Source organism: Hufsiella ginkgonis (genome assembly GCF_009834915.1).
Classification (GTDB): domain Bacteria; phylum Bacteroidota; class Bacteroidia; order Sphingobacteriales; family Sphingobacteriaceae; genus Hufsiella; species Hufsiella ginkgonis.
Genome location: NZ_WVHS01000002.1, coordinates 552,022 through 570,351, shown reverse-complemented (window position 1 = coordinate 570,351; position 18,330 = coordinate 552,022). Strand labels below are relative to the sequence as shown.

Genomic DNA, 18,330 nt, shown 5'->3' with positions numbered 1-18,330 from the left:
GGTATACGTCCGACGTAACGGCATGTCGCCGGATGGGAGACGTTCAGCGTAACCTCCCAACCTCCTTCCTCAGTCCACTACTTCATAAATCATCACTGCCTTCGCCTTGTTCTTCAGATTTACTTCGCCGATGCGCTGGCAATTAAAGGATTCTTTTGCGCGTTCGTACACCTCTTCAGAGATCACGATCTGGCCGGGCTGTGCCGCCGACTGCAAACGCTGTGCGAGGTTCACAGAATCACCGATCACCGTATAGTCCAGCCGGCGGAGCGAGGCAGAGCCGATGTTTCCCGACACCATTTCGCCGGCATTGATGCCTACAGAGATCTGCGGAGTGAATACCTTTCCTTCCAGGGCGATCTCTTCGGCAGTTTTAAACTGCTCGCGAATGGCCAGGGCCACGTCGATGGCACGGTCGAGGTGGTAATCGCCACGGAAAACGGCCATCACGGCATCACCCATAAATTTATCGACATGCCCTTTCTGGGCGATGATCTCCTTTACCATCAGGTCGAACAGCTTGTTGATCAGCTGTACCACGGTGTTGGCGGGTAAGTGCTCCGAGATCGCGGTAAAACCGCAGATATCGATGAACATAACGGTGGCGTCGAGCGTTTCGTTGGCCAGCAGGCTGTGCTCAAACTCCTTGTGGGTCATGAAATTGAGCACGTTTTCATCCACGTACATTTTCAGGATGTTGTTCTCCTTAATGGCCTTCATGGTTTCCCGCAGCTGCTGTACGTGCAGCACGGTTTTATCCATGGTAAGCTCCAGGTCCTCGAAATTCACCGGTTTGCACACGAAATCGAATGCACCGCGGTTCATCGCCATGCGGATGTTTTCCATATCGCCATAGGCGGAAACCATTACGGCTTTGATCAGCGGGTTGGCTGCAGGGAGCCTCGTCAGGAGGGTGAGCCCATCCATTTCGGGCATGTTGATATCGCTGAGCACGATATCGATATCAGGATTTTCGGCCAGGCGTTCCAGCGCCTCGATGCCGTTATGAGCAAAAACAAATTCATATAAATTCTCCCGGATCTTGCGACGGAACTTCTGTTTTACCAGCAGCTCCAGGTCGGCCTCATCGTCAACTACCAGTATCTTGGCCATTATATCTCTAAGCTTCTAAGTTTCTCTTTTAATGTATTAAAATCCAGCGGCTTTGTCAGGAAGTCGTTCGCGCCGTGCTCTATGGCATATTTGCGGTTGTCCTCATCGCCGTACGCCGTAATCATCATCACCACCGGCGGTGGAGTATCGTACTTCTCGCGGATACGCTCGAGCAGGTCGAGGCCGCTCATTCCGGGCATGTTAATGTCCGAAAGAATGAGCACGATCTCGGAAGGGTTTTGCTCAAGGTACGACAATGCTTCTTCGCCCGAAAGGGCAAATGTGAAATCGATCTCGTGGTTGCGTATCTCCTTTCTGAAACGCTGTAAGAACAGGGGCTGCACGTCTGTTTCGTCGTCAACGACAAGTATCTTCATGTGTAAGGCAGGATTAAAATAGTGAACATTCGGATCACTCAAATTTAGTTTAAAAAGCGGGAATAGGCAAGATGCCATGTTTGCTTTATCATCAAAAGCCACCGGGCCCCGAACAATATTGCCGTCAATGATCATTATCTGCGGCGGCGATCCGTTCATTAAGGAGTTATTAACAAAATATTATGGGCTGCCTATAAATTAGTTGATAATTAGCCTCTTATTATCGCCGGTTACCGGTAACGCTCCCGGCCGCCAAACCGGCAGCATGGTATCCTGGTGCAGGTGTACCGTGTATTTCGTGCGAACAACTAACCCAATTATAAACCGGCGATTAAACTGCCTGGCAGCGCATCGCCTTACTATTTAAAAATGAAACCAAACATGAATGGCTTTAAAGCCAGGGCTGCTGCGCCCGGAACGAAAAAATCAGTAGCATTCGGCCTGTTGGCAATTGCGCTTGTTTCCTGCTCTCAAAACGATTTGTACGACGGTTCGGGAAGTGAATCGTCGGGGAATAAGTTCGGCGCATCTGTTTTCGGCTCACCCGTGGGCGATGTGGTGGGTAAAGTAACGGTTGGCTACCAGGGATGGTTTGCGGCAGCCGGCGACGGCTCTCCTTATAATAGCTGGCAGCACCAGAACCTTGAAATGTGGCCCGATTGCTCGGAATATACGTCTACTTACGCGGGAAGCCCGTTTACCCAGGCCGGTGTAACGCAGCCGGGCTATTTTGGAAACCTGGGTAATGGCCAGCCAGCGAAGATGTTTTCTTCGTACGATCAGCAGGTATCTAACGTACACGCGCTTTGGATGCAACAAAACGGGATAGATTGTATCGCGCTCCAGCGATTTGGCAGCGCTATTGTAGCGGGCAGCGTTAAAAAGGCCCAGTTCGACGGTATTGCTACGCGGATGAAAAATGCCGCTCAAACATATGGCCGTAAATTTTATATCATGTATGATTGCAGCGCTACGGACCCGATAGACGCAGACTGGACGAGTACCATCACCGGTACCCTTAACCTGGTGGCTTCACCCAATTATGCAAAACAGAATGGGAAACCGGTAGTTTGCTTCTGGGGAGTGGGCAAATCGGGACGTGGAACAACCGCCGATTGGCTGACTAAGATCAATTGGTTTAAGGCCCAGGGATGTTATGTAATAGGGGCGCCGCTGGCCAATTTTGCTACGGATACTCCAAACCAGCCTGCCTATAACGCCTGCGACATGATCATGCCCTGGCATGTAGGTAAACAAGGAGGCTTCCAGGCCACTTATACAAGCGACCTGGCTTATTGTAACGCCAATGGGCTGGACTACCAGGCGATGAGCTACCCGGGAACGGCCTTTTACAACACCAACGGAGCCAGCTCGCCGCAAAACCAGATCAAGCGCATGTACGGTAATTTTATGTGGTCGCAATTCGCTGGCATGCGGAACGCCGGCGTACAAAGTGTATATGTTGCCATGTTCGATGAAGCACAGGAAGCAACCTCCATTTTTAAATGCGCCGAGGATGCGTCGCAGATCCCGGCAGGCAAATATTTCCTGACACTGGACGCAGACGGGGTGGCTTGTTCTAAGGACTTCTACTTGCGCCTGGTAAATAACGGCGGAAAAATGGTGAAAGGGATTATCCCGTACCAGGCCACCCATACCACCCCCTATACCAATTATCTCGACGTTTGCGATGCCAGCACAGGCTGGATCTCGGCAAATACCCTGTCCGTCAATACAACTGATAAGAAAGAGGGCACCGCTTCACTTCAATCGGTTGGCAGCGGTACCGATGAATTCAAGAAGGTGTTTACCCCATTTAATTCGGGTGCATCGGTTGCGACCGGTAAAATCCAGTTCTGGTATTATGTGTCTGATATTACCAGGTTCAGTGCTTCCAACCAGATCGAAGTGGGAAGCGGGGGAGCAGCCGATGTTAACGAATACAACTGGAACATCGGCCCCCTGGTAAACGGGTGGAACCTGGTGACTAAAACGTTTGCCACGGCGTCGACCACCGGCGGTACCCCTAATCTCAATGCGATTAATTGGATCAGGATATACCACAGCAAAACAGCCAGCATAACAACCAAAGTGGATGCGATCCAGGTGTTTCCATAGTAGCGAGGTGGCCGGAAGTTATCTCCCGTGAGCTACAACAGTGTGACTAGTCGCGGGGAACCCTGATCCTAAACCTTGCAAATTCTCCTTCCTCCGTTTCCGCCAGGAGGGTGCCGCCATGGCCTTTCGTTACGATATCATAGCTTAACGAAAGGCCAAGGCCGGTGCCTTCGCCGGTGGGCTTGGTAGTAAAGAATGGCTGGTAGATCTTGTCCAGCACTTTTTGCGGGATGCCGGAACCATTGTCGGTAACACTGATCTCGATCTCCTGATCGATGAGCCTGGTTTGCACGGTTACTGTCGGCTCATATCCGTCACCAAGCCGTTTCTTTTTAGCGGCAACGGAATAAAACGCGTTAGCGAAGAGGTTAAGCAGTACCCTGCCCAGATCCTGTTTGGCTACCGAAACGGGGGGAAGAGCGTGGTCATAATCAGTTACCAGCTTCGAATTAAACGACTTGTCCTTGGCACGCAACCCGTGGAAACAAAGGCGCAGGTATTCATCGGCCAGGGCATTCAGGTCCGTAGGTTCTTTTTGTCCCGAGCTGCTCCGCGAATGCTGCAGCATACCCTTCACGATGGCGTCGGCCCGTTTACCATGGTGGTTGATCTTCTCCAGGTTCAGCTTCACATCTTTCGCAATTTCGCCGGCTATTTCCCATTCGCCGTTTCCCATTTCCTCCTCCATCTCTTCGAGCATCTCCATGCTTACTTCCGAGAAATTGTTGACGAAATTGAGCGGGTTCTGGATCTCATGCGCAATGCCCGCGGTAAGATCTCCCAGCGATGCCATCTTCTCTGACTGGATCAGCTGTGCCTGGGTAGCTTTCAGCTCGTGCAGAGATTGCTTCAGCTCGGCGGTGCGTTCCTGTACTTCTTTTTCCAGTTCCACCTTTTGCCGGGCGATAAGCTCGTTACGTTCAGTTTCCTTTTCGCGGGCCATGCGCTCTTTTTCGAGTGCCTGCCGCGCATTTTCGTTCAGCAGGCGCTTAAACCGGAGGAACAGCGACCAGGACAAGACCAGGATAGCCCACAACACGCTGAACAGCATTACCGAAGCCAGGTAAGGCTGCAGACCGCGGTATTTTAAACCGAGCGTGATCAGCAAACTTACCAGGAAAGCCACGAAAGGCGCAAAAGCGAGAAGGAAAAGGCGTGCTTCAGAGAATCTCTTTCCCAGGAACAGGAGTGGGGTAACCGCCAGGGCCCCAAGGACGGTAAAGATGATGACCTGCGGGATGGACCGTATAATGTTAAAGCGATCGTTTGGGGCGATGACCGCCAGGGGGACGAAGATCAGCATGATCCACGAGAGCCAGTGCAGGAACTTATCCCACCGGGGGTAGTGCAGGTTGGTACGCAGGAAATGGCGGACCGTGAACAGGGAAAAGAAGATGGCGAATAACAAGATGGTGTTCCCGGCGTCCGATGACCGGGCGGGATCTTCGGGGATAAGGTCCTGGATCCAGAGATGAAAGTAACACCAGTCGCCGAACAGTAACGTGAGTCCGTAGTAGAGATACACACGCTCACGGATCATAAAAAAGAAAAAGAAGTTGATCACCGCCGCGAACAGTACTACGCCGGCGATTAATGCCAGCACCAGTTTCATGGTTTGTTTCCGCTCGCTGATGTACTCCTGCTGGATGGTAGTGCGGGCAAAGCCGATCCTGACGCCGGGGCTGATAGTTTGCCAGTTGTTGTATTGCCGTTCGTAAATAAGTACATGCTCACCGGGTTCGAGCGTGTAGGTAACCGTGTTAATGAGCTTCAGGTCATTACGTTTGCTATAAGGAACCCGGTAACCGGTTGTTTTATGCAGCCATTTTTCGCCCGCCTTTCGAAAGTAGAAGTCGACGGTGGAATATTCCGTTGAAAGTGCGATCTCCTTAGCTTTATTAGCCCGGTTGTGGAGAAGATACCTGGTCCATAATACGTGGGAGCTCATGGGATGCCCGGGCGGATATTTCTTTTCGCCCCCTTCAAATTTCGCCAGCCACGTGTTTGTCCTTACCTGGTTAAAGGTGAGCGCCATGCCTGTATCCCTTAATACCTGGAAATACTTACCGGGCAGGTTAAAGGCGGTGTCGCTATTCGCCGGCAGGTTAAACCGCGAAGGCAGCCTGCCCTGCGCAAAAGTGCAAGCCCCAAGGCCCAGCAGTAAACATATGGATAGGATCTTTTTCAAACTTACCTGATTTAGCGGATGAAACGGTTTCAGGAACGGGGCAGGGTGATCAGGAACTCGGTAAATTCACCCTCTTTTGTATCTACTTCCAGCTCGCCGCCATGTACTTTGGTAATGATATCATAGCTGAGGGAGAGGCCGAGCCCAGTTCCTTCGCCGGTAGGTTTGGTAGTAAAAAAGGGCTGAAAGATCTTGTCCAGCACTTTTTGGGGAATACCGATTCCATTGTCGCGGATCCGCAGCACCACCTCGTCGCCATGATTTTTGGTACTGATGCTTACCGTTGGCTCATACCCGGCAAGCTGTTGCTTTCTTTTTTCGTTCACCGCGTAAAACGAATTGTTGATGATGTTGAGCACCACGCGGCCGAGCTCCTGCGGTACCGCCGCAATCGTTCCTGCTTCGGGATCATAATCGGTTTGGAGTACGGCGTTAAAGGATTTATCCTTTGCCCTGAGACCATGATAGCTGAGGCGTAAATATTCATCGGCCAGGTCGTTGATGTCCGTCTGCTCTTTCTGACCGGTGCTTTTCCTCGAATGCTGGAGCATGCCCTTTACGATGCTGTCGGCGCGTTTGCCGTGCTGGCTGATCTTTTGCAGGTTTTGTTTGATATCCGCAGTCAGGGCGATCACCTCTTCGGTGTCGCCGTTGTTAAGCTCGGATTCCAGTTCATCGAGGAGCTCGATGCTCACTTCCGAGAAATTATTGACAAAGTTAAGCGGGTTCTGGATCTCGTGGGCGATGCCGGCAGTGAGCTCGCCAAGCGATGCCAGCTTTTCCTGTTGTATGAGCTGGTCCTGGGTAGATTTCAGTTCGGAGAGGGTAAGCTCGAGCGCTTCTTTTTGCCGGGTAAGCTCTGCGGTACGTTCTACCACGATGTCTTCCAGCTGCGCTTTACGTTCGGCGATAGCGCGGTTCATTTCGTTTTCCATACGCCGTTTCTCCCGTTCCTTGTCAAGTGCTTTTTGCTGCCTGTTGTAGGTGATCCAGAGGGTGATCATCCAGATAACGGATACCAGGATGGCATTGCTGAAATAACTCTCCACCGTTTCGAACACGTCTTTCGAGATCGCTTTGAAAATATCTTCGACGATAGAGACAACGATATAGGGGAGGATGCCCAATGCCAGCTGGCGGCCTGCCGCAAAATCTTTTTCGCGGTAGATGGCCGCCACGATCAGCAGCATAAACAGGTGCCAGGTCCAGGCGGTAAACGTTTCGAGCATGAACGTGGATCCCAGTGCGAACAGCGCAATGCCGCCGAATAACATCCATTTTAGCTGTTTCTCCCACTTAGGAAGCAGGTTCTGTTCTTTTAGCGATTTACGCAGCCGGCCGTAAATAATAAGGACGATAATGAACGGGAGAACAGAAAACTTCATAGGTGCGTAGTGAATTTAATCTCAAATTTATCATTTACCTGCAGAGTGACAAATTCACTGCTTGATTTTACGCCGTTCGCGGCCCCGCGGATGGTGCGAAATGATGGTAGAACGCAGGTAATCGCGGTCGAGGTGCGTGTAGATCTCGGTGGTGGTAATGCTTTCGTGCCCAAGCATATCCTGGATAGCCCGCAGGTCGGCCCCGTTTTCGATGAGGTGCGTAGCGAAGGAGTGCCTGAAGGTATGGGGACTGATGGCTTTCAGAATGCCCGCTCTTAACGCCAGGTCGCGGATAATAATGAAAACCATCACCCGGGTAAGCGGGGCGCCCCGCCGGTTAAGAAAAGCGAAATCTTCTTTCCCGTGTTTCACCGGTATGTGTACCCGCACTTCGTCCAGGTAAATGCGCAGGTATTTAATCGCGTACGAGCCGATGGGTACAAAACGTTCTTTGTTGCCCTTGCCTACGATCCTGATAAATCCCTCGCTAAAATGCAGGTTGGAGATAAGCAGCCCGGTAAGTTCCGAGACACGCAGGCCGCACCCGTACAGCACCTCGAGCATCGCTTTATTGCGCATCCCTTCCGGTTTCGAGAGGTCGATGGCGTCGATCATCCGGTTGATCTCATCGAGACTAAGCACATCCGGCAGCTTGCGCGACAGCCGCGGGCTTTCGAGCAGGGCGGAAGGATCGTCGGTGGTGATGTTTTCGAGCACCATGAACTTAAAAAAGGCCCGCAGCCCCGAAAGCACCCTGGCCTGTGTGGCAGCCAGCATCCCCAGCTCATTTACCCACACTACGAATTTTTTCAGATCGGTTACGGTTACTTTATCCGGGGCGATCCCGCCAACCGATTCTGCATATTCCTGCAGCCTGCGCACATCCCGGAGGTAGGCATCCACACTGTTGGCAGAAAGCGAACGCTCGATGCGAAGGTAGGATTTGAAACCGGAAGTGGTTGATTGCCAGTCCATTATATGGTACGTTGGATGTTTTACGTTATATGTTGAAGGTCAGGCGTATAGCATCAAACCTGCCGCCTTTTTACTAAATTTGAACCCTATGAAGATACAAATTATCAACGGGCCGAATTTAAACTTACTGGGGATACGCGAGAAATCAATTTACGGCAGCAGCAGCTTTGCGGATTACCTGGAAACGCTTCGTGCAAAATTCCCGGACGTGGAGTTCGATTATTACCAGAGCAATGTGGAAGGCGAGCTGATTAACAAACTGCATGAGGTGGGGTTTTCGTATGACGGGATCGTGTTGAACGGGGGAGGATATACCCATACATCCGTTGCCATCGCCGATGCCATTGCAGCAATAAAAACGCCCGTTGTTGAAGTGCATATTTCCAATATATATGCCCGGGAAGAGTTTCGCCACGTTTCGCTTACCGGGAAGAACTGCAGGGGAGTGCTCACAGGCTTCGGTATGGATGGGTACCGGTTGGCGGTATTAAACTTGTTGGAGAGTTAAGCGTTGTATGTTATAGGTGGGACGTTCGACGTTCCGGTAGGGTGCGTGCTGTGCCTGATAGGAACGTAATGCGTATTACGCCCGACGTATAACACAAAAAATGTTACTTTCGCACCATGCAGTCCTTCGAGCTTGATAAAACCGATATCCAGCGTATCAGGCAGGCGCTTGACGGAGACGAAGCGGTTCTGACTGCCTTGTTGTCGGAGTATCATGCATCGGAGATTGCCATTATTTTCGAAAGCCTTCCGCAGGAGGCGCGCGACCGCATCATCCATATACTGCCTTCCGATATCGCCTCGGAAGTGATCGCGGAAATGGATTACGAGATCCACCCCGAGAAGATCATTGAAAACATGCATCCCGGCAAACGGTCGGAGATCATGGAAGAGCTGGATTATGATGATGCGACCGACATTATCAGCCAGCTTCCGGAACACCAGCAGAAAGAGATCCTCCGGGAGATCGACGAAGAAGACGCCTCCCATATCCGTACGCTGTTAAATTACCCCGAAGACACCGCCGGCGGGCTGATGAACACGCAGGTGATCAAGGTGAACGGAAATTACACCAAGAAAGATGCCCTGAACGAGATTATCCGCCAATCCGAAGAGATGGAGGAGTTTTATACCATTAACGTGGTCGACGACGAAAATTACCTCAAAGGCATCGTATCGCTTAAAGATATTATTAAAGCAAAATATTCCACCGTTATTAACGACCTGGTGAACCCGGAGTTCGTATATGTGAAAGCGGAAACCGACCAGGAAGAGGTTGCCAGGCTCATCTCCCAGTATAACCTGACCAGTATCCCGGTGGTGGATGATGACATGCGGCTGCTGGGCCGGATCACCTTCGACGATGTAATAGACGTACTGCAGGAAGAAAATACGGAAGACATCCTGAAGTTTTCCGGGGTATCCGAAGACGAGGAACTCTCCGGAAACTGGAAGGAGGCGGTAAAGAGCCGCCTGCCCTGGCTGGTGCTAAACCTCGGCACGGCGTTTCTCGCGGCCTCGGTCTCGCGGCACTTCGATAGCACCATCAAAATGATCCCCATGCTGGTGGGATATATGGGCATGATCGCCGGAATGGGGGGGAATACCGCCACCCAGGCGCTGGCGGTAACCATCAGGCGTATCTCGCTTGCCGACCTTACCGATAACCAGGCCTACCGCACCGTGCTCAAAGAGTTTACCGTTGGGTTGATCAACGGCGCCGTGAACGGATTTATCGTGCTGCTGGTGTCTATGTACCTCGACAGCAACCCTATGTTCAGCCTGGTGATATTTTTATCGATGATCGGTAATCTCGTCATCGCCGGTATTGCGGGTTCTTCTATTCCCTTAATCCTCAAGCGGGTAGGGATCGACCCGGCCATCGCATCGTCAATTATCATCACCACTTTTACCGACGTGTTCGGATTTTTGCTGCTGCTGGGACTGGCGAGCAAGCTGCTGTTGTAATTAACATGTTATGAAAAAAAAGAAGATTGTGGTGGCTGTTACGGGTGCGAGCGGTTCGGTATATGCCAAGGTATTGCTGGATAAGCTGGCAGATTTAAGCGACCAGCTGGAAGCGGTGGGTGTGGTGATGTCTGACAACGCGAAAACTGTTTGGAAGCATGAGCTGGGTGCCGGATACGACGATAATTACCCGTTTGCCAGCTACCATAAGCATGATTTTATGGCCCCCTTCGCCTCAGGTTCGGCGAAGTACGATACCATGATCATTTGTCCTTGTTCGATGGGAACGCTCGGGCGGATCGCCGCCGGTACTTCCGACGACCTGGTGTGCCGCGCCGCCGACGTAATCCTTAAGGAGAGGCGAAAGCTGATCCTGGTGGTCAGGGATACGCCTTTTAGCCTTATTCACCTCAATAATATGAAAACGGTAACCGAGGCGGGAGGAATTATCTGCCCCGCAAACCCTTCGTTTTACAGTAAACCGGTAACCCTGGAAGACGTTGCCGCCACGGTGGTCGACCGTGTGCTCGACCTCGCAGGACTTGATTTACCCTCCTATCGCTGGGGAGAATCGTAATATTCCTTATCTTTGCACCTTATGCGTAAAAAAGTAGCCTTTTACACATTAGGTTGTAAGCTCAATTATTCGGAAACCTCTACCATCGGCCGGTTGTTTAACCAGGCAGGGTTTGATACCGTGGAGTTTACGGCGCAGCCGGACGTGTATGTGATCAATACCTGTTCTGTTACCGACCACGCGGACCGAAAATGCCGCAAACTGGTAAAAGAAGCGCTGAAGCATTCGCCGGATGCGTATGTGGTGATCGTGGGCTGTTATGCCCAGTTAAAGCCGGCGGAGATCTCGGAGATCCCCGGCGTGGACATGGTACTGGGCGCCGCCGAAAAGTTTCGCATCACCGAGCACCTTACTGAATTGGTGAAGCGTCCCAAAGCGCTGGTGCTTAACGGGCCGATTCACGAGGCCATTCACTTTAACGCTTCCTACTCAATGAATGACCGCACACGTACCTTTCTTAAGGTGCAGGACGGTTGCGATTATTCCTGTACTTTTTGTACCATCCCACTGGCAAGGGGATCGAGCCGGAGCGATAGCATCGAAAATATCATCACCCGGGCCCGGTCAATCGCGGCAGAAGGAGTTAAGGAGATCGTGCTCACCGGCGTAAATATCGGCGACTTTGGCATTCGAAACGGTAAGCGCGAAGAACGTTTCTTCGACCTTGTAAAAGCGCTCGACGAAGTGGAAGGGATCGACCGGATCCGGATCTCTTCGATCGAGCCCAACCTGCTGAGCAACGAGATCATAGAATTCGTGGCACAATCGAATCGGTTTGTACCGCATTTTCACATTCCGCTGCAGTCTGGCTCCGACAAAATCCTGGGACTGATGCGCCGCCGCTATCGCAAGGACCTGTTTGAAGGTCGTGTGGCAGCCATTAAAACGCTGATGCCCGATTGTTGTATCGGGGTGGATGTGATCACCGGCTTCCCCGGCGAAACCAGGGAGGACTTTCTTGAAACCTACGACTTTTTGAACGGGCTAGATATTTCTTACCTCCACGTGTTTACTTACTCCGAGCGCGAAAATACCATCGCTGCGCAGATGGAGGGCTCCGTACCGGGATCGCACCGCTCCGACCGCAGCAAGATGCTGCATATTCTTTCAGATAAAAAACGGCGTGCTTTTTATGAGAAAAACCTCGGTAAAAAATATGACGTGATCTTCGAAATGGAACATAAGGACGGCATAATGCATGGTTTTACACAAAACTATGTGAAAGTGAGGGCCAGGTATGATCCGCTGGCCGTTAATGAAGTACGCCACGTAACGCTTACGGCTATTGCCGCCGACGGTAACGTAGAGGTTGAAGAAGCCGCAGAGATATTTGTGCATTAACATAAAATAGACTTTCAACCGCTATCTTTAGCCCATGTTTCCAACCATCTCATACCTGATAGAGTATCTAACCGGTTTTCGGCTGCCGCTTCCTTTTCAAACTTTCGGCTTCTTTGTCGCGCTGGCTTTCATGGCTGCTTACTGGGCATTTTCGCAGGAACTTAAGCGTAAAGAAGCGGAAGGTATTCTTCACCCTTTTAAAAGAACGGTAACGGTAGGGGAGCCGGCAACCATTGCCGAACTGGTGTTTAACGGTATTTTTGGATTTGTGATCGGCTTCAAAGTGCTGGAAGCTGCGCTTCACTACCAGGACCTGGTGGCAGATACACAGGGATTTATTCTCTCTTCGCGCGGGAATATTTTTGGCGGGCTGATCCTCGGCGCCATATTTGTATACTGGTATTGGTCTGATAAAAAGAAAACCGTCCTGCCGGTCCCAAAACAGGTCGAAGAAACCGTACATCCCTACCAGCTTATGGGGGTGATCGTGGTTTGGGCTGCCGTAGCGGGTTTTCTCGGTGCGAAGATCTTTAACAGCCTCGAATACTGGGATAACTTCATTAAGGACCCCATAGCCGACCTCATGTCCTTTAGCGGGCTTACATTTTATGGCGGACTGATCTGTGGTGGAGCCGCCGTGCTTTACATCGCAAGCAAAAACGGCATCAAGCCGGTACATATGCTTGATGTGGGTGGCCCTGGTATGATGCTTTCCTACGCAGTAGGACGGATAGGCTGCCAGATGTCCGGCGATGGCGACTGGGGTATCGATAACCTGTCGCCCAAACCGGGATGGCTCAGTTGGGCGCCCGACTGGATGTGGTCGTTTAAATTTCCCCATAATGTAATAAACCAGGGCGAACCGATTGCTGATTGTGTGGGTAATTATTGCCGGCAGCTGCCGAATGGCGTTTATCCCACGCCGTTTTACGAGGTGATCATGGCCGGGATCCTGTTCCTTATTCTTTGGTCGCTGAGAAAGAAGCTGAAGCCTGCGGGCCTGGTGTTCTCCGTTTACCTCATCATGGCCGGTGTTGAGCGCTTCCTGATCGAGCTGATCCGTGTAAACTCTACTTACCACGCTTTCGGTTTAACTTTTACCCAGGCGGAAATGATCTCGCTCATCCTGGTGCTGCTTGGCATCGCCGGCGTTACCTGGTCGCTAAAAAATCACAAAAAACAAGTGTTAACTTCCTGATGGACCTTCAAAATTTAATAGGCCAGGTGGCGGAGCTCGCCAAACAGGCCGGTGCTTTTATACGCGGTGAATCGGAGAAATTCAGTACGCAGCATATCGAATATAAGGGACTGAACAACCTGGTTTCGTACGTCGACAAATCGGCGGAAGAGATGATCGTGACCGCATTGGCGGAGTTGCTTCCGCAGGCCGGGTTCATCACGGAAGAAGAGACCATCAATGTGGCGGGCGATGAATACAACTGGATCGTAGACCCGCTGGATGGAACTACCAACTTCATCCATGGTTTGCCTACCTATTCCGTAAGCATCGCGTTGCAGCACCGCGAAGAGCTGGTGCTTGGCGTAGTATACGAGATTAACCGCGATGAATGTTTTTACGCCTGGAAAGAGGGCGGCGCCTGGCTAAACGGCAAGCGAATCGCTGTTTCCGCCAACGAGAAGCTTTCGCAGTCGCTGCTGGCTACCGGGTTTCCGTATTATGATTTCGAAAAGCTGGAGAAATACCTGCAGGTTTTTCGTGAGCTAACACAAGTTACCCATGGGCTGCGCCGGGTAGGTTCCGCCGCCGTTGACCTGGCGTATGTGGCTTGCGGTCGTTATGAAGGCTTTTTTGAATACAACCTGAACTCTTACGACATGGCGGCCGGCATTGTCCTCGTTAACGAGGCGGGCGGTAAGACCGTTAACTTTAAGGGGGAGAAGGAATTCTTTAAATCGAGAGAAATAGTCGCCACAAACGCAGAAATCGCACCTAAATTGCTGGAGGTGATACAGAGGTACTTTTGAGTGGTCAGGTATTAGTAGTCAGTTATCAGTTATCAGTGGTCAGTTCCGGTAAGGCGCTTTAAAGAAACTGACAACTGATAACTGACAACTGACAACTCAAACTACATAGCTTCAGATACTACTTCCGTTACTTCGGGCACCATTCTTTTCAGCAGGTTTTCGATCCCGGCTTTCAGTGTATAGGTAGAGGAAGGGCAGCCGCTGCATGATCCGCGTAATTCTACCGTAACCACACCTTCATTAAACGAGCGGTAGCTGATGGCGCCGCCGTCCTGTTCTACCGCCGGACGAACATAATCGTGCAGGATCTGCTGGATCTTGATCTCGGTTTCGGTGCCTTCAAAAGCTTCGGTCCCGGTTTCAACGTCCTGCACTTTCAGTTCTGACTCGACCGCGCCTTTTACAAATTCTTTTAAGATAGGCTCTACGTCCGCCCAGTCCGTACCTTCGGTTTTGGTAATCGTAACAAAATTGCTGGCGAAAAATACGCCGTTCACGAAGCTGAACTTAAACAGTTCTTTGGCAAAAGGCGACTTTTCCGCGCTCTCCCTGTTAGCAAAATCAAGACTGCCGTTCGCCAGCAGCTTGTTTACCAGGAATTTCATCGTGGCAGGGTTCGGGGTGGTTTCGGTATATACATTGATGTTGGAAGTTGCTGTGCTCATGATCTGATTTTTTTATCGGATACAAAAATAAGTATAATTTGAGGGTTGTATGGCACGGGACAAGTTTTGACAGGGAGATGACCGGATAGCTAGCGGCTATATTCCAGTGTAGTTCCACGGTGTGATCTGTTTGATCTCTGTTTTTACCGCCTCGCTGATAGCCAGTGTTTCTACGAAATCCGCGATGGTATTGGCATCCACCTGCGAATTGGTACGGGTGAGCTCTTTCAGCGCATCATACGGGTTGGGGTAACTTTCCCTTCGCAGGATGGTTTGAATAGCTTCGGCGGCCACTGCCCAGTTATTCTCCAGGTCGTGGCGGATGGCGGCTTCGTGAAGCAGCAGTTTCCGCAAACCCTTCGCGGTAGATTTAATGGCGATCAGGGTATGCGCTACAGGTACACCGATGTTGCGCAGCACGGTAGAATCGGTAAGGTCGCGCTGGAGTCTCGAAACGGGGAGTTTGGCAGCGAAATGCTCAAAAAGTGCGTTCGCGATGCCCAGGTTGCCTTCGGAATTTTCGAAGTCGATCGGGTTCACCTTGTGAGGCATGGCCGATGATCCTACTTCGCCGGCTTTGATCTTCTGTTTAAAATAGCCCATGGAAATATAGGTCCAGAAATCGCGGTCCAGGTCGATCAAAATGGTATTGATCCGTTTTAGCGCATCGCAATGGGCGGCGAAATTGTCGTAATGCTCAACCTGGGTGGTGTACTGTGAACGGTTGAGCTTTAACCTGTTATTCACAAAATCGTTGGCAAAGATGCGCCAGTCTATTTCGGGGTAAGCACAATAGTGTGCGTTGAAATTACCGGTTGCTCCGCCGAACTTGGCGGAGTGCGGAATGTGCTGGAGCAGCTTGAGCTGGGCCTCGATGCGGTCGATGAACACCGTTACCTCCTTACCCAGGCGGGTGGGCGATGCCGGTTGTCCGTGTGTATGCGCGAGCATGGCTACATTTTTCCATTCTGCGGCAAGCTTTTTTAGCTGCTCGAGCAGGCTGTTCAAGGCTGGCAGGTAGGTTTTTTCGATCGAGAGCTTGAACGAGTGCGGTATCGCCGTATTATTGATATCCTGCGAAGTAAGGCCGAAGTGGATGAATTCCTTAAAGCTACTAAGCCCCATTTCGTCGAACTTGTCGCGGATAAAATATTCTACCGCCTTTACATCGTGGTTGGTTACCTGTTCGATCTCCTTAATCCGCTCGGCGTCGTCCTCATGAAAACGTTCGTAGAGTCTCCGCAAATCGGTAAACCGAGCCTTGTCGAAACCCGACAACTGCGGCAGCGGCAACTCGCATAAAGCGATGAAGTATTCGATTTCAACCATCACCCGGAACTCGATGAGCGCCGCCTCTGAGAAGTAGGCGGCAAGCTCGTGGGTGGTGTGGCGATACCTGCCGTCTACCGGAGAGATCGCATATAAAGAGGAAAATGCCATGTGCTTTTAATTGTCGTTTCAGTGGTCGGTGATCAGTTCCTGCAGAAACCCCGACAGTATTCGTTACTAGTAACTAACCTGATCATTAAACGCAAAGGTACGGTTTTCGGAAAAAAAGCAATTGGAAACTTTGGAGTTAAAAAAAGTTTCCATAGTTTTGTCCTGTCATCGGTTATGAATAATGAGTATACCGGAACTGATCACTGACAACTGAAGTACGATAAGCGTGGATATAAAACAACATATACTCAAAGAGTCCGACCAGCTTTTTTGCCGTTACGGCATTAAAAGCGTAACGATGGATGATATCGCCAAACACCTTGGCATGTCGAAAAAAACCATTTACCAGCATTTCCAGGATAAGGACGAACTGGTATACATACTTATTAAGAACAAAATGGAGCAGCAGACCTGCTCGATGGATGATACCGCCGCCAACGCCGAAAATGCGGTGCATGAAGTTTTTCTGGCTGTAACACAGATGGAGGTGATGCTCTCTAACATGAACCCGATGCTTTTTTACGACCTGCAGAAATATCACCCGGAGGCCTGGCAGGTATTCAGGAGCTTCAGGGAAAAGAACCTGTATCAAACTATCCTCAACAACATCGACCGGGGCATACGGGAAGGCTATTACAGGGAAACGGTGAACAGGGAGCTTATCGCCGCGATGCGGGTGGAGCAGATCGATATGGTACTAAGCCCCCTTACCTTCGCCGCCGGCAAGTACAGTATGCTGCAGGTGATGGCCGTTCATACCGAGCATTTTGTTTACGGCGTGTGTAACCTCAGAGGTCATCGTCTCATCAACAGCTATAAAAATATCAATGAACAATAAAACCTCAACATATATATCATAATGAAATCTTCATTTTTAACGTTAACCGCCATGTTGTGCTTCTTGGTTCCACCGGGAGTGAAAGCGCAAAATGCACAGCAGGAAACCCACCTGTTTAATTTGCAGGAATGCCTGGACTATGCCAATGAGCACCAGCAGGACCAAAAAAATGCGAAGCTGGATATCCAGAACGCTGAATATGTAATTAAAGAGCAGAATGCACTCGGTTTCCCGCAGATCAGCGGTACCGCCAGCCTGCAGGATTACCTTAAGATACCCTCCGTATCTATTAACGGGCAAACCATCCAGTTCGGTACCAAGTACCAGTCGAGTGCCGGTATCAGCGTGTCGCAGTTGCTGTTCGATGGCGGGTACATTACCGGCCTGAAGGGCTCGAAAGCTTATCGCGAACTGTACCAGCGCAGCTATACCCGCACGCGGATCGCTACCAACGTGGCTGTTACAAAGGCTTATTACCAGCTGCTTACCAACGAGGAACGCTTCCGGCTGCTCGACGCGAACATCGCGCAGCTAAAGCAGCAGCTCGATGAGACCATCCAGCTGAATAAGCAGGGTTTTGTGGAAAAAATCGATGTAGACAGGCTGTCGGTTTTATATAACAACCTGATAACCGAGCACGATAATACGGCCGAGCTACTTAAGCTTGGGATCCAGGTCCTTAAGTTCCAGATGGGCATGCCGGTTACCGACGATCTGAGGATAAAGGAGAGGATCCAGGATATTAAGTTTGCGGAAGTTCCAGCGGCTGCGTTAGACACAACCGCTTACAGGAACAGGGTAGAGTATGGCATTTTACAGTCGAACCAGCGGCTAAACGAGCTCGATGTAACGCTGGCTAAATCTGAATACCTTCCCAAACTTTCGGCCGTTGGCAGCAGCGCCGTGCAGTTCATGAACACCAGCTTCGGCAATCTCTACGGGAACAGCCTTCCAAGTACCTATGTCGGTCTCCAGCTTTCCGTGCCGATCTTCAGCGGCTTTATGAAAGCCAGCCGGATCAAGCAGAAAGAAGTGATCGTGCTTAAAACGCGGAATACCATGGATATGTTGAAAAATTCGATCAACCTCGAGATAGACAACGCCCGGACCATGTACGCTACCAACTTAAAATCGCTTGACAACCAGCGTAAAAACATGGAACTGGCCAGAGAAGTGCTACGTGTTTCGAAGATCAAATACGAGCAGGGCGTTGGCTCAAGTATCGAGGTGACCCAAGCGCAAACCGCTATCCAGGAAGCCGAAGGTAATTATGTATCAGCACTTTATAATGCATTGGCAAGTAAGGTCGACATGGATGCGGCTTACGGAAATATCAAATAAAAACAACCTATA

Annotated in this window: 16 protein-coding genes; 9 read left to right on the top strand and 7 right to left on the bottom strand. The window is 50.8% G+C overall.

All coding sequences use genetic code 11. The annotated features are described in order from the left end of the window. Positions 1–69: 69 nt before the first annotated feature. Positions 70–1,113 (bottom strand): adenylate/guanylate cyclase domain-containing protein, encoded by a 1,044-nt coding sequence (locus GS398_RS09195; RefSeq protein WP_202406001.1) that lies wholly within the window; start codon positions 1,111–1,113, stop codon positions 70–72. Then, positions 1,113–1,490: a response regulator gene (locus tag GS398_RS09190; protein ID WP_160906472.1), complete on the bottom strand. Its 378-nt coding sequence runs from the start codon at positions 1,488–1,490 to the stop codon at positions 1,113–1,115. The genes GS398_RS09195 and GS398_RS09190 overlap by 1 nt, the downstream gene beginning before the upstream one ends. A 369-nt stretch (positions 1,491–1,859) precedes the next feature. On the opposite strand from GS398_RS09190, the gene GS398_RS09185 reads away from it, so the two are divergent. Then, positions 1,860–3,608, top strand: a complete 1,749-nt coding sequence (locus tag GS398_RS09185) for a glycoside hydrolase family 99 protein (protein WP_160906471.1) — start codon at positions 1,860–1,862, stop codon at positions 3,606–3,608. Positions 3,609–3,654: 46 nt separating this feature from the next. Here the strand turns inward: GS398_RS09185 and GS398_RS09180 are convergent, their stop codons facing one another. From GS398_RS09180 to xerD, 3 genes are read right to left on the bottom strand one after another with little or no spacing between them, the layout of a single operon-like run. Then, on the bottom strand, positions 3,655–5,796 hold the full coding sequence (locus GS398_RS09180; RefSeq protein WP_160906470.1) for a sensor histidine kinase: 2,142 nt from the start codon (positions 5,794–5,796) through the stop codon (positions 3,655–3,657). Positions 5,797–5,825: 29 nt separating this feature from the next. Beyond that, complete coding sequence (locus tag GS398_RS09175) at positions 5,826–7,181, bottom strand: sensor histidine kinase (protein WP_160906469.1); 1,356 nt, start codon at positions 7,179–7,181, stop codon at positions 5,826–5,828. Positions 7,182–7,235: 54 nt separating this feature from the next. Then, complete coding sequence (xerD, locus tag GS398_RS09170) at positions 7,236–8,156, bottom strand: site-specific tyrosine recombinase XerD (RefSeq protein WP_160906468.1); 921 nt, start codon at positions 8,154–8,156, stop codon at positions 7,236–7,238. Positions 8,157–8,244: 88 nt separating this feature from the next. Here xerD and aroQ point away from each other — a divergent pair, with 88 nt between their 5' ends. From aroQ to GS398_RS09140, 6 genes are all read left to right on the top strand, one after another. Then, on the top strand, positions 8,245–8,664 hold the full coding sequence (gene aroQ, locus GS398_RS09165; protein ID WP_160906467.1) for a type II 3-dehydroquinate dehydratase: 420 nt from the start codon (positions 8,245–8,247) through the stop codon (positions 8,662–8,664). Positions 8,665–8,780: 116 nt separating this feature from the next. Beyond that, positions 8,781–10,130: a magnesium transporter gene (gene mgtE / locus GS398_RS09160; RefSeq protein WP_160906466.1), complete on the top strand. Its 1,350-nt coding sequence runs from the start codon at positions 8,781–8,783 to the stop codon at positions 10,128–10,130. Between the two features lie 10 nt (positions 10,131–10,140). After that, a complete protein-coding gene (locus GS398_RS09155; protein WP_160906465.1) occupies positions 10,141–10,707 on the top strand; it encodes a UbiX family flavin prenyltransferase in 567 nt (188 codons plus the stop codon). Positions 10,708–10,728: 21 nt separating this feature from the next. Then, a complete protein-coding gene (gene mtaB / locus GS398_RS09150; protein WP_160906464.1) occupies positions 10,729–12,048 on the top strand; it encodes a tRNA (N(6)-L-threonylcarbamoyladenosine(37)-C(2))-methylthiotransferase MtaB in 1,320 nt (439 codons plus the stop codon). Positions 12,049–12,082: 34 nt separating this feature from the next. Further along, positions 12,083–13,246, top strand: coding sequence for a prolipoprotein diacylglyceryl transferase (locus GS398_RS09145; RefSeq protein ID WP_160906463.1), 1,164 nt, complete (start codon positions 12,083–12,085; stop codon positions 13,244–13,246). After that, positions 13,246–14,034, top strand: a complete 789-nt coding sequence (locus GS398_RS09140; protein ID WP_160906462.1) for an inositol monophosphatase family protein — start codon at positions 13,246–13,248, stop codon at positions 14,032–14,034. Before GS398_RS09145 ends, GS398_RS09140 begins: the two co-directional genes overlap by 1 nt. A gap of 101 nt (positions 14,035–14,135) precedes the next feature. On the opposite strand, the gene GS398_RS09135 is transcribed toward GS398_RS09140, so the two are convergent. Both GS398_RS09135 and purB read right to left on the bottom strand, forming a co-directional pair. Beyond that, a complete protein-coding gene (locus GS398_RS09135) occupies positions 14,136–14,699 on the bottom strand; it encodes a NifU family protein (protein ID WP_160906461.1) in 564 nt (187 codons plus the stop codon). 96 nt (positions 14,700–14,795) lie between these two features. Further along, positions 14,796–16,139 (bottom strand): adenylosuccinate lyase, encoded by a 1,344-nt coding sequence (gene purB / locus GS398_RS09130; RefSeq protein WP_160906460.1) that lies wholly within the window; start codon positions 16,137–16,139, stop codon positions 14,796–14,798. Between the two features lie 226 nt (positions 16,140–16,365). Here purB and GS398_RS09125 point away from each other — a divergent pair, with 226 nt between their 5' ends. Then, entirely contained in the window at positions 16,366–16,977 is a 612-nt protein-coding gene (locus GS398_RS09125; protein WP_160906459.1) for a TetR/AcrR family transcriptional regulator, read from the top strand. Positions 16,978–16,998: 21 nt separating this feature from the next. Beyond that, the gene (locus GS398_RS09120) at positions 16,999–18,318 is read left to right on the top strand and encodes a TolC family protein (RefSeq protein ID WP_160906458.1); all 1,320 of its coding nucleotides are present in this window, start codon (positions 16,999–17,001) and stop codon (positions 18,316–18,318) included. Positions 18,319–18,330 lie beyond the last annotated feature (12 nt).

Bases quoted from the DNA above. Each gene is read 5' to 3' on its own strand.
- GS398_RS09145 (WP_160906463.1), top strand. From the start codon at position 12,083: ATGTTTCCAACCATCTCATACCTGATAGAGTATCTAACCGGTTTTCGG.
- mtaB (WP_160906464.1), top strand. From the start codon at position 10,729: ATGCGTAAAAAAGTAGCCTTTTACACATTAGGTTGTAAGCTCAATTAT.
- GS398_RS09120 (WP_160906458.1), top strand. From the start codon at position 16,999: ATGAAATCTTCATTTTTAACGTTAACCGCCATGTTGTGCTTCTTGGTT.
- GS398_RS09140 (WP_160906462.1), top strand. From the start codon at position 13,246: ATGGACCTTCAAAATTTAATAGGCCAGGTGGCGGAGCTCGCCAAACAG.
- GS398_RS09195 (WP_202406001.1), bottom strand. From the start codon at position 1,113: ATGGCCAAGATACTGGTAGTTGACGATGAGGCCGACCTGGAGCTGCTG.
- GS398_RS09135 (WP_160906461.1), bottom strand. From the start codon at position 14,699: ATGAGCACAGCAACTTCCAACATCAATGTATATACCGAAACCACCCCG.
- mgtE (WP_160906466.1), top strand. From the start codon at position 8,781: ATGCAGTCCTTCGAGCTTGATAAAACCGATATCCAGCGTATCAGGCAG.
- xerD (WP_160906468.1), bottom strand. From the start codon at position 8,156: ATGGACTGGCAATCAACCACTTCCGGTTTCAAATCCTACCTTCGCATC.
- GS398_RS09185 (WP_160906471.1), top strand. From the start codon at position 1,860: ATGAAACCAAACATGAATGGCTTTAAAGCCAGGGCTGCTGCGCCCGGA.
- GS398_RS09155 (WP_160906465.1), top strand. From the start codon at position 10,141: ATGAAAAAAAAGAAGATTGTGGTGGCTGTTACGGGTGCGAGCGGTTCG.
- purB (WP_160906460.1), bottom strand. From the start codon at position 16,139: ATGGCATTTTCCTCTTTATATGCGATCTCTCCGGTAGACGGCAGGTAT.
- GS398_RS09190 (WP_160906472.1), bottom strand. From the start codon at position 1,490: ATGAAGATACTTGTCGTTGACGACGAAACAGACGTGCAGCCCCTGTTC.
- GS398_RS09175 (WP_160906469.1), bottom strand. From the start codon at position 7,181: ATGAAGTTTTCTGTTCTCCCGTTCATTATCGTCCTTATTATTTACGGC.
- aroQ (WP_160906467.1), top strand. From the start codon at position 8,245: ATGAAGATACAAATTATCAACGGGCCGAATTTAAACTTACTGGGGATA.